The sequence below is a fragment of the Lysobacter soli genome (genome assembly GCF_003382285.1).
GTDB classification, from domain to species: Bacteria; Pseudomonadota; Gammaproteobacteria; order Xanthomonadales; family Xanthomonadaceae; genus Lysobacter_J; species Lysobacter_J soli.
This window is the reverse complement of sequence record NZ_QTJR01000003.1, coordinates 330876-346250: the sequence shown is the minus strand read 5'-3', so window position 1 is coordinate 346250 and position 15375 is coordinate 330876. Positions and strand designations below refer to the sequence as shown.

Below are 15375 nucleotides of genomic sequence, written 5' to 3'. Positions count from 1 at the left end.
GCCCGCGCCCCCCCCCCCGCCGCCGCCGGCCCCCCCCCCCCCCCCCCCCCCGGGCCCGCCCCCCCCCCCCCCCCCCCCCCCCCCCCCCCCGCGCGAGTCGTCCATGCCGAACGCCGTTCCCGCCGTCCTCATCGCCCTGCTGGCTGCATCGACCGGCGCGGCGGCGCAATCCACCGTGACCGGCAGCGTGTTCGACGATGCGAACGGCAACGGGCAGCGCGACGGTCGCGAGCGCGGCATCGCCGGCGTGAAGGTCTCGAACGGGCGCGAACTGGCGATCACCGACGCGCAAGGGCGATACGCGCTGCCGATGCGCGCGGAAAGCACGCTGTTCGTGGTGAAGCCGCCGCAGTACGCGACCGCGACGGGCGCGAACGGACTGCCGCTGTTCTGGCATCACCTGTTTCCGGAAGGTTCGCCTGCGCTGCGGTTCGGCGGCATCGCAGCGACCGCGCCGCAGGCGTTGTACGACTTCGCGCTGCATCGCGCGCCCAAGCGCAAGGGCGACCTGAAGATGCTCGTGTTCGGCGATCCGCAGCCGAAGAGCGTGGTGGACGTGGGCTATTACGAGCGCGACATCGTCGAGCCGCTGACCGGGCATCACGACGCGCAACTCGGCCTGAGCCTGGGCGACATCGTCAACGACGATCTGTCGCTGTATCCGGCGATGAACCGCGTCACGGCGAAGCTCGGGGTGCCGTGGCTGCACGTGGCCGGCAATCACGATCTGGACTTCGACGCGAAGCGCGACGAGGACGCGCTGCTCGGCTTCCGCAACGTGTTCGGCCCCGATACGTACGCGTGGGAAGAGCCGCAGGCGAGCTTCATCGTGCTCGACGACGTGGTGTACATGCCGGGGAAGAAGCCCGCCTACGTCGGCGGGCTGCGCGAGGATCAGCTCGCGTTCCTCGACGCCTACCTGGCGACGTTGCCGAAAGAGCGCCGCGTCGTGATTTCCGTGCACATCCCGTTCTTCGAGCCGGTGCCGGGCGTGGAGACCTTCCGTCGCGCCGATCGCGATCGTCTGTTCGCGATGCTCAAGGATCGTCCCAACGTGTTGCTGCTCAGTGCGCACACGCACAACCAGCGCCACTACTTCCATGACGCGTCCACCGGTTGGCATGGTGCGAAGCCGTTGCACGAGTACAACGTCGGCGCGACGTGCGGCGCGTTCTGGTCGGGCGTGAAGGACGCGCAGGGCATTCCGGACACGACGATGAGCGACGGCACGCCCAACGGCTACGCGTGGGCGACGTTCAGGCCGGACGGTTCGTACTCGCTGCGCTACCAGATCGCGCGCGGCGCGAAGGACGAGGCGATCGGCCTGCATGCACCGAAGGTGTTGCGCCGCGGTGCGTGGCCGGCGTTCGGCGTGTTCGCGAACGTGTTCATGGGCGATGCGGACAGCCGCGTCGAATACCGCATCGACGACGGCGACTGGAAGCCGATGCAGCGCGTCGAACAGCCGGATCCGCGGCTGATCGTCGAGAACGTCGCCGACGACACGGCGACCTCATTGCGCGGCTACGACCGTTCGCCGGAAGCCGATCCGTCCACGCACCTGTGGCGCGGCGCGTTGCCGACCGATCTCGCGCTCGGCGAACATCGCATCGAAGTGCGCGCGTTCGACCGCTGGCAGGGCGAACAGCGCGCACAATCGACGTACCGCCTGGAAGACGCCACGGAGTAGGAGCGATGACCACGCCGCTGCCGACGGATCTGCCGATCAAGCTGTTCAAGACCGAAGCGGCGTGGGAAACGTGGCTCGCCGCGCATGGCGACGCGCCGGGCGTGTGGCTGAAGATCGCGAAGAAGGACACCGGCGCGACGTCGGTGAGCTATTCGGAGGCGCTCGACGTGGCGCTGTGCCACGGCTGGATCGACGGCCTCAAGCGCAGCTGCGATGCGCAGTATTTCCTGCAGCGCTTCACGCCACGCAAGGCGAAGAGCCTCTGGTCCAAGCTCAACATCGCGCGTGTCGAAAAGCTCGTCGACGCCGGGCGCATGCGGCCGGCTGGGCTCCGTGAGGTCGAAGTGGCGAAGGCAGATGGCCGCTGGGATGCGGCGTACCAGTCGGCGAGCGTCATGGATGTGCCGCCTGAATTCGCCGCCGCGCTGGCGAAGAACGCGAAGGCGCGCAAGGCGTTCGAAGCGTTGGATCGTACCAACCGCTACGCGTTCTGCTGGCGTGTGCACACGGCGAAGAGGCCGGAAACGAAGGCGGCACGCGTGGAGAAGTTCGTCGCGATGCTGCTGCGTGGCGAGAAGATCCACGGGTGACTGCATCGTCCTCGTCATTCCAGCGAAAGCTGGAATCCATTTTGATTCCCTTGCAGCCTTCACGCATAACGGGCGCGTGAAAGTCGTTGCAGTCCTGCCATCGCGGAATGACGGCAGGTGGGAACGACGAGCGGGTCAGCTCACCGAAACGTCTGCGAACGTCTCCACGCGCGCATGCCCATGCGTCGCGTCGCCCGTGCGGGGCGTTGGGTAGTCGTCCAGACGGTCGATGAGCACGGTCTGCAATCCGGCCTCACGCGCGGCGTCGAGTTCCTCGACCACGTCGGAGAGGAACAGGATCTCCGGCGCCGGGATGCCGATGGACTCGACGATGTTGCGATAGCTCTGCGCGTCGCGCTTGCCGCCCATCTCGGTGTCGTACCAGCCGGAGAACAGCGGCGTCAGGTCGCCCGCGTCGCTGTGGCCGAAGAACAGGCGCTGCGCCGGCACGCTGCCGGAGGAATACACGTACAGCGGCAAGCCGGCCGCGTGCCAATCCTGCAGCGACTTCGCCGCATCGGGGTAGATGTGGGCGGTGAAATCGACGTTGCGGTAGCCGTCGGCCCAGATCATGCCCTGCAGTGCCTTCAGCGCGGTGTGCTTGCGGTCCTCGTCGATCCAGCCCTGCAGCACTTCCACGATCACCTCGTCCTGGCAGATGCCGCCGTTCTCGGTCGCCACCGCGTCGAGCCACTTGCGCACGCCCGGTTCCTTGCCGCGCGCGGCGACGAAGCGGGGCAGGGCGCGGCGCGCGTACGGGAACAGCACGTCCTTCACGAACGAGATGCTGCTGGTGGTGCCTTCGATGTCGGTGAGGATCGCGCGGATGGTCATGAGGCGAGCAGTGAGTGAGGAGAAGTGCGGAGTGAGAACGGCAGGGCAGGTGCGGAACGAACGCGGAGCTCACTCCTCACTCCTCTCCACTCGTTCCTCGGCGTCAGCCCGCCTGGCCCTTCTCGTAGCGCGGGAAACGCTGGGCGATGTCGGTGCCGGTGAAATGGCCGACCCAGCCGTCCGGCTCGGTGAAGAAGCGGATGGCGACGAAGCTGGGCTCCGGGCCCATGTCGAACCAGTGCTTCGTGCTGTCGGGCACGGCGATGAGGTCGCCCTGCTCGCACTTCACCTCGTACACCTCGCCGTCCACGTGCAGGGTGAACAGGCCGGAGCCGGCGACGAAGAAGCGCACCTCGTCTTCCTTGTGGAAGTGTTCGTCGAGGAACTTGGTGCGCATCGCCTCACGCTGCGGGTTGTCAGGCGCGATGCTCACCACGTCGACGGTCTTGAAGCCGTGCTGTGCAACGAGGCGATCGATGTCGGCCCGATAAGCCTCCATGATCTTCTCGGGCGCATCGCCCGGCGCAACCGGAGCGTTGGCCTGCCACTGTTCGAAGGCGACGCCGATCTTCTTCAGTTCGACCGCCATCTCGGCGTGGTCGGACGTGGACAGGCGCGGGTTGGACGGCTCGTTCTCGGCAAAGATGCGCAGGCGGCTCATCGCTGCAGTCTCCTCAGTTCAAGCTCGCAGCCGAGCAGGAATTCGAATGCTTCAAGGTGGCGCCGGGCTTCCGGCATGTCGCGGCCCCAGGCGTAGAGGCCGTGGCCGTCGATCAGGTATCCCCACATCGCCCGGCGGTCGAGCAGGCAGTCGACCTGCGCGGCCAGCGTGTTCATGTCCTGGCTGTTGGGCAGCACGGGAAGATCGAGGCTGATTTCGTGGGTGGTGTTGCCGGAGAAGGCTTTCAAGAGTTCGTAGCCTTCCAGGTGCACGTGGCCGGGGCCGGCGTACAGCCTGGACGCGACGGTCTGGACCTTCGAATGCGTGTGCAGGACGCAGCCGATCTCCGGGAAGCGCTTGTACAACTGCGTGTGCAGCAGCGTCTCGGCGGAGGACCTTTGGGTGGTCGCGACGGGTACGCCGTCGAGGTCGACGACCATGATGTCGGCTTCGGTCAGCTTGCCCTTGTCGCGGCCGGAGACCGTGATGGCGACGTGCTGCTCGTCCATGCGGCGCGAGAAGTTGCTGCTGGTCGCCGGCGTCCAGCCCAGCGCGGACAGCTCGCGCACGTTCACGATGATTTCCCCGGCGCAGTGCGCCAGGCGCTGGGGATCGTAGGGGAGGGGGGCGTTCATGACCGCAAGTGTAGCGGACGGGCGGTAAGGGACCGTTCCGGAAGGGGAAAACCGGCGTGCCGCCCACGGAAAACTGCGGCGGATGCCGCCTCGCGACGATCTCCCGCGCCCGGAAACGACGAAGGCGCCGCATGGGCGCCTTCGTGCGTGCATCCCGTCCTGCGTCAGCCGCGACGCAGGCGGCTGTGCCGGTAGCCGTACAGGAAGTAGATCAGGAAACCGACACCCGTCCATACGGCCATCAGGAACCAGTTGTGCGCGGTCATCGTCGACAGCAGCGCCAGGCAACTGAGGATGCCGGCGCCGCAGATCAGCCACGCCGCCGGAATGCGGAACGGACGCGGCAGGTCCGGCTGGGTGCGGCGCAGGATCAGCACACCGCCGCAGACCGCGGCGAAGGCGATGAGCGTGCCCATCGACGTCAGCTCGCCGAGCACGTCGAGCGGGAACAGCGCGGCGAGCAGCGCGATGCCGATACCGGTGATCACCGTGTTGATGTGCGGCGTGCGGTACTCCGGGTGGATCTTGGTGAACACCGGCGGCAGCAGGCCATCGCGCGCGATGATCATGAAGATGCGCGGCTGGCCGATGATCATCACCAGCACCACCGACGACAGGCCGATCAGCGCGCCGATTTCCACCACCACGCGCAGCCAGCCCAGTTCCGGATGCGCCGCGACGGCGGTGACGACCGGTTCATCGGTGCCGAGCAGGTTGAACGGCACCAGGCCGGTCATGACCGCGGCCATCGCGATGTACAGCACCGTGCAGATCGCGAGCGAGGCGAGCATGCCGATGGGCAGGTCGCGCTGCGGCTTGTGCGATTCCTGCGCGGCGACGGACACGGCCTCGAAACCGATGTAGGCGAAGAACACCATCGAGGCGCCGCGCAGCACGCCTTCCCAGCCGTACTTGCCGGGGCCTTCGTTCTCGGGAATGAAGGGATGCCAGTAGTCGGGGTTCACGTATTTCCAGCCGACGAAGATCACCAGCAGGATCAGGCCCGTCTTGAGCACCACCATCGCCATGTTCATCGCCGACGACTTGCGGATGCCGACGTAGCAGAGCCATGTCAGCAGCAGCACGATGGCGGCCGCGGGAAGGTTCGCGATCGAGCCGGTGGGACGCAGTTGTGCGTCGAGTGGCGCACTGACCAGCTCCCTCGGCAAGGTGATGTCGAAGTGTTGCAGCAGGCTCAGGAAGTAACCGGTCCAGCTCACCGCAACCGCCGAGGCCGAGACGCCGTATTCGAGTACGAGCATCCATCCGATGAACCACGCAGCCAGTTCGCCCAGCGTCGCGTAGGTGTAGGTGTAGGCGCTGCCGGAGACCGGGACCATCGACGCGAATTCGGCGTAGGCCAGCGCGCAGAAGGTGCAGCAGATCGCCGCGAGGACGAAGGACAGCATGATCGCCGGGCCGGCGTGGTTCGCCGCGGCCTGGCCGGTGATGACGAAGATGCCGCCGCCGATGACGGCGCCGATGCCCAGCGCGGTCAGGCCCCACGGGCCGAGCGTGCGGTGAAGGCTCAGGCCTTCGGCATCGGAATGAGCGGCGTGGGGATGCTTGGTCGCCCAGAGTTGTCGGAACATCGTGATTCCCGAAGCCGGCACACGCGATGGCCGGCCGAATGTGGAGCCGAAAGGAACGAGGCCGGCGGGAATGCCGCCGGCCTCGTAGTCGCATCAGGGATCAGCGCGCCGCCTGGCGCACCTTGCTGTTGCGGTAGCCGTAGAAGAAGTAGATCAGCAGGCCGATGACGGTCCAGCCGGTCATCAGCGGCCAATGCTCGGAGAACGGCTTCCAGAACAGGTAGAGGCACGCCGCGGCGCCGAGCGGGCAGATGATCGCGGCGGCGGGGACGCGGAACGGACGCGGCAGGTCCGGGCGGCTCTTGCGCAGCACCAGCACGCCGATCGACACGGTGGCGAACGCGAGCAGCGTACCCATCGACACCAGCTCGCCGAGCAGGCCGATCGGCAGGAAGCCGGCCAGCAGGCAGGCGAACACGCCGACGTAGATCGTGCCCATGTACGGCGTCTGGAACTTCGGGTGCACCTTCGCGAAGACCTTCGGCAGCAGGCCGTCCTTCGCCATCGAATAGAAGATGCGCGGCTGGCCCATCAGCATGACCAGGATCACCGAGCTCAGGCCGGCGATCGCGCCGAGTTCGACGACGTGCTTGAGCCAGAGCAGCGACGGATAGGCTTCCAACGCCGTGGCGACCGGCTTCGGGGTGCTCAGCTGCGGGTAGGGCAGCAGGCCCGTCAGCACCAGCGCCACGATGATGTAGATGATCGTGCAGATGACCAGCGAGCCGAGGATGCCGATGGGCATGTCGCGCTGCGGGTTCTTGGCTTCACCGGCGGCGGTGGAGACCGCATCGAAGCCGATGTACGCGAAGAACACCACCGAGGCGCCGCGGATGATGCCGTCGATGCCGTAGCGACCCGGTCCCTGGTTCTCGGGGACGAAGGGCACCCAGTTGTCCGGGTTGACGTACTGCGCGGCGAACGCGACGAACATCACGATCACGATGACCTTGATGGCCACGATGACCGAGTTCACGATCGCCGACTGCGTGATGCCCACGTAGCACAGGCCGCTGAGCGCGGCGACGATGAACACCGCCGGCAGGTTGATCAGGCCGCCCGTGTAGACGATCGAGCCTTCCACCACGTTGAGCGGCGCCGCGGCCAGCGAGGCCGGCAGGGCCATGTTGAACGAGCCGAGGAAGCTGTTGAGGTAGCCCGACCAGCCCACCGCGACCGTGGACGCGGCGAACATGTATTCGAGCACCAGGTTCCAGCCGATGAACCAGGCGACGAACTCGCCCAGCGTGGCGTAGGAATAGGAGTAGGCGCTGCCCGAGACCGGGAGCATCGCCGCGAACTCCGCATAGCACAGGCCCGCGAGCGCGCAGGCGAAGCCGGCGATGATGAAGCTGATCACGATGGCCGGGCCGGCGTGTTCGGCGGCGGCATGGCCGGAGAGGACGAAGATACCCGCGCCGATCACGGCGCCGATGCCCAGCATGACCAGTTGCGTTGCGGTGAGCGAACGTTTGAGGGTCGCCTCGCCCTGGAGGCTGCCTTCTACGGGCTCACCGGCGTCGACGTGCCCGGCAGGCTCGACCGGCTTGGTGAGGAACAGGTTCTTGAACATCGAATTCCCCTGGGAATGGAAGATCTGCGCCCGTTCAGGCGGGCGATGGAGCGTATGGCCGTGGGGGGCGGGCCACCATAACCCACGCGGGAAAGCACCGGCAAGCGCGCGAGGTCACGGTTGGAACCACCTTGCGAGGCGCCCTCGCGCCACGGTGTCGCGAGGGCGCCGGGTCCATCAGAACACCATGTTGACGGCCACCTGCGGAGCGAAGATCGCCGCCGCGTTGCGACCATCCAGCGAGACCTGCGCGCCGGCGATGAGGCCGATGCGATCGGTGAAGTTGTATTCCACCGCAGGTGCGACCGACAGGCGCCACGACGACGGCAGTTCGGTGTCGTACACGGAGCGCTCGCCCGCCGAGGAGGTGACCGTGCCGCGCACGTGAGCACCGCGGTCCTGTTCGTAGATGACGTCCGTCGCCACGACCCATTCGGGGTTGAAGCTGTATTCCAGGCCGATGCTGGCCTGCGACGCCGCATGCAGTTCGGCGCGACCGCGGAAGCCGTCCGGCGTGCCGTAAGCGCTGTCGCCGTCGAGCGAGGCGTGCGCGCCCGGCATGCGCCAGCCGACGTTGAAGCGGCCGCGCAGGTTCCTGTCGGCGAGGAAGTAGGCCTGTCCGCCGAGCGACAGCTGGGTGGTCGGCGCGCCGCTCCCCGTGGCTTCGGCGAGGCCGTGGCGGCCGAGCTGGTCGGCCTGGCCCGTGGTGAGGTTCTGCTTGATCGCGGCGGTCAGCGACGAGTTGTTCCGATCGCTGCTGGCGAGCAGGTACGACGCCGACACGCTGGTATCGCCGAACTCCCACGTGCGGCCGCCCGACGGCGTGGACGCGTCGACCACGGAGAACGTGGCGCCGACGCCGACGCGATCGGTCAGGCCGTAGCCCACCGGGACGACGAGCGCCCAGCCATCCGGCACGCCGTCGGCGTGATGGCGGTTGCCGTGTTCGTCGTAGAAGCCGTGGACCTGTGTGTTGATGAGGTACGGCTCGACGTTGGCCAGCCCCTTCGGCAGCGGCGGGCCGCCGGTGGCGAGCGGGCCGGTGAAGCGCACGTCGGGCTCGGCGGAGACGCCGGTGTCGGCATGCGCATGCGATGCCGCGAACAGGCCCAGCGCCAGACTGGCGGCGGTGGTGAATGCGCGCGCCGACGGCGTGCGGTGCAACTTGGAACGGGATGCTGCCATGTGGCCTTCTTGCGTTGAGGAACGCCACAGACGTTGCCGACCGCCGACGCGCGCTTGCATCGGACGATTCCGAAAATCGTCAGCTGAGGGTTGCGTTGACATGCAAGCCGGAATTGGCAGATGCCGCGAGCGCTGCAACGACGTCGAAGTACACTGGCGCGCCCGACGCACAGGCTTCGTCCTTGAACACTTCCGCCTCGCCATCGCAGGACGTTTCGCTGCACGACGCGCTCGCGTCCTATGCGCGTCGCTGGCCGGATGAAGCGGAGGTGGCGCGTTCGTTCGCGGCGTTCCTCGACGAGGCCCCGACGGTGTTCGAGCGCATCCACCTGGAAGGCCACTTCACCGCGTCGTCGTGGCTGGTCGATCGCAGCGGCACGCGCGTGCTGCTCACGCACCACCGCAAGCTCGAACGCTGGCTGCAGCTGGGCGGCCATGCCGACGGCGATCGCAATCTCGCGAACGTGGCGCTACGTGAAGCGGAAGAGGAGTCGGGTCTGACCGACCTGCGCGTGGAGCCGGAGATCTTCGATCTGGACCGGCACTGGATCCCCGAGCGCGGCGACGTCCCCGGCCACTGGCACTGGGACGTGCGTTACGTGGTGCATGCCGAAGGCAGCGAGGATTACGTCGTCAGCGAGGAATCGCACGACCTGGCGTGGCGGCCGATCGATGCGGTGCTGGCCGATCCGGGCAGCGACGAGTCGATGCGGCGGATGGCGGGGAAGTGGAAGGCGCGGTCGCCCTGATGCCACGCACCCCTGCGATCCTTTTGGCCGGTAAACGAAACGCACCCGAGGGCAGGATGGCGCTGCTTAACGAGCGGTCACGCTGTCGCTTCGTTGCCCCTCACCCCAACCCTCTCCCGGTGGGAGAGGGCTAGAGCCGATCGCCGCCGCTAGCAAGCCGGCGGATGCCCAAGACGATCAATAAAGAACGCGCGTCCGCAGCGTGCCCGGGATGCGCGCCAGTTCCTCGCGTACCTGCGCCGCCTGTTCCTGCGTCGCGGTAACGTCGATCACGACGTAGCCGACCTTCGGATGCGTGCGAAGGAACTGGCCGTCGATGTTCACGCCCAGTCGCGAGAAGACGTCGTTCACCTGCGACAGCACGCCCGGCACGTTGCGATGGATGTGCAGCAGGCGCGTGCTGCCGGTGTGCTCGGGTAGCGTCACTTCGGGGAAGTTCACCGCCGACAGCGTCGAACCGTTGTCGCTGTAGCGGATCAGCTTGGCCGCCACTTCCAGGCCGATGTTTTCCTGCGCTTCCAGCGTGCTGCCGCCGATGTGCGGCGTCAGGATCACGTTGTCCAGCCCGATCAGCGGCGAGACGAACGGATCGGCGTTGCCCTGCGGTTCCACCGGGAACACGTCGATGGCGGCGCCGCCGATCGCGCCGGAAGCAAGAGCGCCGGCGAGCGCGTCGATGTCCACCACCGTGCCGCGCGAGGCGTTGATCAGGTGCGCGCCGGGCTTCATCTTCCCGACCTGCGCCGCGCCGAACATGCCCTGCGTCGCCGGGGTTTCCGGCACGTGAAGCGTGACGATGTCGCTGCGTTCGAGGAGGTCGTCCAGGCCCAGCGCCATGCGCGCGTTGCCGAGTGCGAGCTTGGTTTCGATGTCGTGGAAGATCACCTGCATGCCCAGCGCCTCGGCGATCACGCCGACCTGCGTGCCGATGTGCCCGTAGCCGACGATGCCCAGCGTCTTGCCGCGCACTTCATGGCTGCCGGCGGCCGACTTCGACCACCCGCCGCGATGGCATTGCGCGCTCTTCTGCGGGATGCCGCGCATCAGCATGATCGCCTCGGCCACGACGAGTTCGGCGACGCTGCGCGTGTTGGAGTAGGGCGCGTTGAAGACCGGGATGCCGGCCAGCTCGGCTTCGTCCAGGTCGATCTGGTTGGTGCCGATGCAGAACGCGCCGATCGCCATCAGCCGGCGCGCGTGCGACAGCACTTCGGCGGTCAGCTGCGTGCGCGAGCGGATGCCGACGATGTGCGCCTGCGCGATCTCCTGTTGCAGCAGCTCGGCCGGCAGCGATTTGTCGTAGAGCTGGATGTTCGAATAGCCGGCGTTGCGGAAGCTTTCCACGGCGGTCGGCGCGACGCCTTCCAGCAGCAGGACGCGGATGTCGGACTTCGGGAACGAGGTCGTCAGGCTCACGACGGTATCGGGTGTGGGTGGGCCTTGGACTATGTCAGAAATCCGGGCCGGTTGCTGCGCTGCATCACTGGACGCCGGCGCGCGCGCGGTGGCAGGCTGGGGCTCCTGTCCGGCCCGCGTCCCACGCGCCTTCCATGACCGATCCGCAGCCCATCGATGCCCGCCTGGAGCGCCTGCGCGCGCAGCTCCCCGGCCTTCGCCTGACGACCGATCCCGCCGATGCCGAACACTACGGTCGCGACTGGACGCGTCGCTGGACGCCCGCGCCGCTTGCGGTGGCGTTGCCGGCGTCCGTGGATGAGGTCGCCACGATCGTGCGCTGGGCCGTGGACGAAGGCGTCGCGATCGTTCCCTCGGGTGGACGCACCGGACTTTCCGGCGGCGCGGTCGCCGCGAATGGCGAACTCGTGCTCAGCCTCGAACGCATGAACCGCGTGCTCGATTTCGACGCGGTGGATCGCGCGCTCACCGTGCAGGCCGGCATCGCGCTGGAAGCGGTGCACAACGCGGCGCGCGAGCACGGACTCGTCTATCCCGTCGATTTCGCCGCGCGCGGCTCGTGTTCGATCGGCGGCAACATCGCGACCAACGCCGGCGGCATCCGCGTGATCCGCTACGGCAACACGCGCGAATGGATCGCGGGGCTCAAGGTGGTGACGGGCGCGGGCGAAGTGCTCGAACTCAATCGCGCGCTGATCAAGAACTCCAGCGGCTACGACCTGCGCCAGCTGATGATCGGTTCGGAAGGCACGCTCGGCATCGTGGTCGAGGCGACGCTGCGACTGGCCGATCCGCCGCCGCCGACGAACGTGATGCTGCTCGCGCTGCCGTCGTTCGAGACACTGATGCAGGTGTTCGCGGCGTTCCGCGAACGACTGACGCTGGAGGCGTTCGAGTTCTTCACCGACCGCGCGCTGCACCACGTGCTGGCGCACGGCGCGCAGAAGCCGTTCGACGAAGTGCATCCGTTCTACGTCGTCACCGAGTTCGCGGTGGGCGACGAGGCGAAGGAAGCCGCCGCGATGGCGGCCTTCGAGTTCTGCCTGGAAAACGGGCTGGTGAACGACGGCGTCATCAGCCAGAGCGATGCGCAGGCCGCGCAGCTGTGGCGACTGCGCGAAGGCATCACCGAGGCCTTGGCGAAGTACAAGCCGTACAAGAACGACGTATCGGTGCGGATCTCGGCCATGCCGGCGTTCCTCGCCGAAACCCAGGCACTGCTGGCGCGCGAGTACCCGCAGTTCGACGTGGTGTGGTTCGGCCATATCGGCGACGGGAACCTGCACATCAACGTGCTCAAGCCCGACGACGCCGACTACGCGGTGTTCGTGGACCAGTGCGAACACGTGACGCAGCTGCTGTCCGACGCGCTCGCCCGCCACGGCGGCAGCATCTCGGCCGAACACGGCATCGGGCTGGTCAAGAAGCCTTATCTGCTGGGCACGCGCTCGGCCGCCGAGATCGAACTGATGCGCGGCATCAAGCGGGTGCTCGATCCGAAGGGGCTGCTGAATCCGGGGAAGGTGTTCGACGCTTGACCATCCCGGTGTTTTGAGCCCTCCCCCCCTCGGAAGAGGGGTGGGGGTGAGGGTCGGGGCGCGAGGGCACGCGCGCACTCGCGACATGTGCTTTTTGCAGTGGCAACGGCGCGGTTTCTCCTGGGCAAGCCCGCGGGCACCTTCCTGTCGGGAGAGCAGCTCAAGCATCAGGTGAACGCTCCCACGATGCGCAACGATCGACACCGATTTTCGGACCGTAAACCGGTACCCTTCGCGGGCCGGCCGCGACGCGGCCTTCCAACGAACCGGGAAATCCTGATGAAGCGTTCCGTCCTGCTGCTTTCTCTCGCCCTGATGGCCGCCACGCCGGTGGCCTTCGCCTCCAGCTTCGCCGGCACGTCCGCGGGCTCGTCCGCCGGCGGCAGCTCCGCGTCCAGCGGCGCGAGCTCCGATTCGAGCTCGGGCAAGGACGACAAGGTGGTGCAGGCCGCGCGCGAGGATGCCGCGAGCTTCGTCGCGAGCGACGGCGCGATCCGCGGCGCCCAGCTGGAAGCGGCGCTGCGCCATCTGCGCGAGCAGGTCCCGCAGGCACGCGAGGCCAGCGACCTCGAACTGGCGCAGGCCATCCTCGCGCAGTGAATGCGGTGAACGGCCGCCGCGGACGCATTCGCGGCGGCCATGCCGTGCTGGCCGCGGCCTTGTGCGCGTGGAGCGCCAATGCCGCCGCCCTGAAGCTCGATCCCGCCGGCCTCTCGCCGGACGAACGTCTCGCCACGCAGCGACTGCTCGACGACGCACAGGCACGATTGCCTGAACGCATGCGTGCGCTATCCGGTCGCGACATCACCGTGCGCTGGTCGACGTTGGCCGACGAGGTGCACGGTCACGCCGGCCGCTCGGAACTCCTGCTCAACCGCGAACTGCTCGCGCCGCTGATCGAAGGCACCGAGGCAGCGCGACACGCGGCGCTGGCGACCGTGCTGCACGAGCTCGCGCATTTCCAGGATCGCGACGAGGGCATCTCCCGCGATCCGCGTTTCCTCGACCTCGCCGGCTGGCAGGTGCGCGCGACGCGCTTCAACACGCGCGTGGCCGGGCGCACGCGGGAGAACCGTTTCGTCGACCGCAGCCCGGATCCATACGAGCTCACGCGGCCGTCGGAGTATTTCGCCGTCAACGTCGAGCATTACCTGCTCGATCCGCAATACGCCTGCCGCCGGCCGGCGATGCACCGCTATCTCGAACAACGCCTTGGTTCGACGTCGGCGAGCACGCCGTGCACCGACGACCTGGTGTACGTCGATGCGGGCGAAGGAGACGGCGGCGCGATCGGCGCGATCGATCCCTCGCGCGTCTACGCGATCGATTACCTGCTCGCCGAAGGCAACGCGCAGCCGATGAGCCGATGGGGCCACAGCATGCTGCGCCTGGTCGTGTGTGCGCCGGGCCGTCCGCCCGGACCCGATTGCCGTTTCGATCTCACGCATCATCGCGTCCTCTCGTTCCGCGCCTTCGTCGACGACGTGCAGATTTCCAGCTGGCGCGGGCTGAGCGGTCGCTATCCGTCGCGCCTGTTCGTCTTGCCGATGCAGCAGGTGATCGACGAATACACGAAGGTCGAACTGCGCGGACTGCGCTCGGTGCCGCTGCGGTTGTCGCGCGAGGAGATCGCGGCGGTGCTCGAACGCACGTCGCAGCTGCACTGGAGTTACGACGGGCGTTATTACTTCCTCGGCAACAACTGCGCTGCCGAGACATGGAAATTGCTGCACGACAGCGTGCCGCGGCTTGCGGGGCAGGGCATCGGCAGCATCACGCCGACCGGCTTGCTGCGGCGGCTGGGTAATGCCAGCATCGCCGATGCGTCCGTGTTGGACGATCCCGCGCAGGCGCTGCGCCAGGGCTACCGCTTCGAATCGCAGGGCGCGTATTACGACGCGTTGTATGCGGGCGCGAAGGCTTCGCTGTCGCTGCCGACGCGAACGGTCGCGCAGTGGATGGACCTGTCGCCCGAGCAGCGTCGGCCGTCGATCGAGCGAGCCGATCTTCGGACCGGCGCCGCGCTGCTGATCCTCGAACAGGCTGCGCAGCGACGCGCCCTGGCGCAGGTTCGCGAGGCGCTGAAGCGGCGCTATCTCGCATCGGACCGTGAGGACGACGCGCCCGACGTCGTGCGTCGTCTCCTGCAGGAAAGCGTGTATCTCGGGCAGCCGTCGCGCCTTCTCGACGGACGCGGCTACGGCGTGCCGCAGCCCGACGAACGCGCGGCGCTCGACGCCCGCAGCGCTGCGCTACGCAGCGAACTGCAGGCGACGCGTGTGGAACTGGAACAGGGCGCGCGCCAGTGGATGGGCGCGGCGCAACGCGATCGGCTGGATGGCATCACCGCGAACACGGAACTGCTCGGCACACGTTTGCGTGCGCTGCATGCGGAGCAGGGTGGATTGCGCCTGCCGTGAGGGTTGGCGGGCGATCAGCCCAGCCACTTCGTCATCAGTCGTCGCGGATGCAGCGCGTAACCGCGACGACGGTAGATCTCGCGCGCGTGGTCGTTGTCGTCGCTCACCTCAAGCCGCACGCAGCGCAGGCCTTCGGCGATGCACAGCCTCTCGACTTCCTCCAGCGCCTGCTTGCCGATGCCGCCACCGCGATGCGCGGGCAGCACGTACAACTCGTCCAGCAGGCCGAAGCGACCACCGAATTCCAGGCTGAAACAGAAACCAACCACGACGTAGCCCGCCAGTTCGCCGTCGCGTTCGATCAGCACGAGGCGGCCGTTGCGGGCATCGCCGATCAGCGCGTCCATCGCCGCACGCACGCGTGCTTCGTCCCACGCGATGTGCTCGTCCGCATGGAACTGCCGGATCACCGGCAGCAGCGCGGCGCGATCGGAAGCAGCGGCGGGTCGGAAGGTCGGCATGTCCGCGGTCGACAGGCGATGCGCGATGGCC

The 15375-nt window shown here is 67.7% G+C and carries 14 protein-coding genes; 6 read left to right on the top strand and 8 right to left on the bottom strand.

What is annotated here, in order from left to right:
- Positions 1-103: 103 nt before the first annotated feature.
- Complete coding sequence (locus DX912_RS07180) at positions 104-1690, top strand: calcineurin-like phosphoesterase C-terminal domain-containing protein (protein ID WP_115841796.1); 1587 nt, start codon at positions 104-106, stop codon at positions 1688-1690.
- A gap of 5 nt (positions 1691-1695) precedes the next feature.
- A complete protein-coding gene (locus tag DX912_RS07175; protein ID WP_115841795.1) occupies positions 1696-2280 on the top strand; it encodes a YdeI/OmpD-associated family protein in 585 nt (194 codons plus the stop codon).
- A gap of 135 nt (positions 2281-2415) precedes the next feature.
- On the opposite strand, the gene mtnC is transcribed toward DX912_RS07175, so the two are convergent.
- The 6 genes from mtnC to DX912_RS07145 form a co-directional block, all read right to left on the bottom strand.
- Entirely contained in the window at positions 2416-3114 is a 699-nt protein-coding gene (mtnC, locus tag DX912_RS07170; RefSeq protein WP_115841794.1) for an acireductone synthase, read from the bottom strand.
- A 103-nt stretch (positions 3115-3217) separates the two neighbouring features.
- Positions 3218-3775 carry a 1,2-dihydroxy-3-keto-5-methylthiopentene dioxygenase gene (locus DX912_RS07165; protein ID WP_115841793.1) on the bottom strand — a complete coding sequence of 186 codons (558 nt, stop codon included), beginning with the start codon at positions 3773-3775 and terminating at the stop codon, positions 3218-3220.
- Positions 3772-4410 carry a methylthioribulose 1-phosphate dehydratase gene (locus DX912_RS07160; protein WP_115841792.1) on the bottom strand — a complete coding sequence of 213 codons (639 nt, stop codon included), beginning with the start codon at positions 4408-4410 and terminating at the stop codon, positions 3772-3774. Before DX912_RS07160 ends, DX912_RS07165 begins: the two co-directional genes overlap by 4 nt.
- Before the next feature lie 164 nt (positions 4411-4574).
- On the bottom strand, positions 4575-6002 hold the full coding sequence (locus tag DX912_RS07155; RefSeq protein ID WP_115841791.1) for an amino acid permease: 1428 nt from the start codon (positions 6000-6002) through the stop codon (positions 4575-4577).
- A 100-nt stretch (positions 6003-6102) separates the two neighbouring features.
- Positions 6103-7575 carry an amino acid permease gene (locus tag DX912_RS07150; RefSeq protein ID WP_115841790.1) on the bottom strand — a complete coding sequence of 491 codons (1473 nt, stop codon included), beginning with the start codon at positions 7573-7575 and terminating at the stop codon, positions 6103-6105.
- Positions 7576-7752: 177 nt separating this feature from the next.
- Positions 7753-8760: a hypothetical protein gene (locus DX912_RS07145; protein WP_115841789.1), complete on the bottom strand. Its 1008-nt coding sequence runs from the start codon at positions 8758-8760 to the stop codon at positions 7753-7755.
- 182 nt (positions 8761-8942) lie between these two features.
- Between DX912_RS07145 and DX912_RS07140 the strand changes: the two genes are divergently transcribed.
- Positions 8943-9509, top strand: coding sequence for an NUDIX hydrolase (locus DX912_RS07140; RefSeq protein ID WP_233433512.1), 567 nt, complete (start codon positions 8943-8945; stop codon positions 9507-9509).
- A gap of 177 nt (positions 9510-9686) precedes the next feature.
- Here DX912_RS07140 and serA read toward each other — a convergent pair whose 3' ends face one another.
- Complete coding sequence (gene serA / locus DX912_RS07135) at positions 9687-10925, bottom strand: phosphoglycerate dehydrogenase (protein ID WP_115841787.1); 1239 nt, start codon at positions 10923-10925, stop codon at positions 9687-9689.
- 134 nt (positions 10926-11059) lie between these two features.
- Between serA and DX912_RS07130 the strand changes: the two genes are divergently transcribed.
- The 3 genes from DX912_RS07130 to DX912_RS07120 all read left to right on the top strand — a co-directional run bounded on the left by DX912_RS07130 (position 11060) and on the right by DX912_RS07120 (position 14883).
- Positions 11060-12463, top strand: coding sequence for an FAD-binding oxidoreductase (locus DX912_RS07130; RefSeq protein WP_115841786.1), 1404 nt, complete (start codon positions 11060-11062; stop codon positions 12461-12463).
- Between the two features lie 279 nt (positions 12464-12742).
- Complete coding sequence (locus tag DX912_RS07125) at positions 12743-13063, top strand: DUF2388 domain-containing protein (protein ID WP_115841785.1); 321 nt, start codon at positions 12743-12745, stop codon at positions 13061-13063.
- Between the two features lie 5 nt (positions 13064-13068).
- Positions 13069-14883 carry a DUF7844 domain-containing protein gene (locus DX912_RS07120; protein WP_233433511.1) on the top strand — a complete coding sequence of 605 codons (1815 nt, stop codon included), beginning with the start codon at positions 13069-13071 and terminating at the stop codon, positions 14881-14883.
- A gap of 14 nt (positions 14884-14897) precedes the next feature.
- On the opposite strand, the gene DX912_RS07115 is transcribed toward DX912_RS07120, so the two are convergent.
- Entirely contained in the window at positions 14898-15344 is a 447-nt protein-coding gene (locus tag DX912_RS07115) for a GNAT family N-acetyltransferase (RefSeq protein WP_115841784.1), read from the bottom strand.
- Positions 15345-15375: the final 31 nt, after the last annotated feature.

Excerpts from the sequence above, each read along its gene's own strand:
- DX912_RS07130 (WP_115841786.1), top strand. The coding sequence starts at position 11,060 with ATGACCGATCCGCAGCCCATCGATGCCCGCCTGGAGCGCCTGCGCGCG.
- DX912_RS07115 (WP_115841784.1), bottom strand. The coding sequence starts at position 15,344 with ATGCCGACCTTCCGACCCGCCGCTGCTTCCGATCGCGCCGCGCTGCTG.
- DX912_RS07175 (WP_115841795.1), top strand. The coding sequence starts at position 1,696 with ATGACCACGCCGCTGCCGACGGATCTGCCGATCAAGCTGTTCAAGACC.
- DX912_RS07125 (WP_115841785.1), top strand. The coding sequence starts at position 12,743 with ATGAAGCGTTCCGTCCTGCTGCTTTCTCTCGCCCTGATGGCCGCCACG.
- mtnC (WP_115841794.1), bottom strand. The coding sequence starts at position 3,114 with ATGACCATCCGCGCGATCCTCACCGACATCGAAGGCACCACCAGCAGC.
- DX912_RS07145 (WP_115841789.1), bottom strand. The coding sequence starts at position 8,760 with ATGGCAGCATCCCGTTCCAAGTTGCACCGCACGCCGTCGGCGCGCGCA.
- DX912_RS07155 (WP_115841791.1), bottom strand. The coding sequence starts at position 6,002 with ATGTTCCGACAACTCTGGGCGACCAAGCATCCCCACGCCGCTCATTCC.
- DX912_RS07180 (WP_115841796.1), top strand. The coding sequence starts at position 104 with ATGCCGAACGCCGTTCCCGCCGTCCTCATCGCCCTGCTGGCTGCATCG.
- DX912_RS07150 (WP_115841790.1), bottom strand. The coding sequence starts at position 7,575 with ATGTTCAAGAACCTGTTCCTCACCAAGCCGGTCGAGCCTGCCGGGCAC.
- DX912_RS07165 (WP_115841793.1), bottom strand. The coding sequence starts at position 3,775 with ATGAGCCGCCTGCGCATCTTTGCCGAGAACGAGCCGTCCAACCCGCGC.
- DX912_RS07160 (WP_115841792.1), bottom strand. The coding sequence starts at position 4,410 with ATGAACGCCCCCCTCCCCTACGATCCCCAGCGCCTGGCGCACTGCGCC.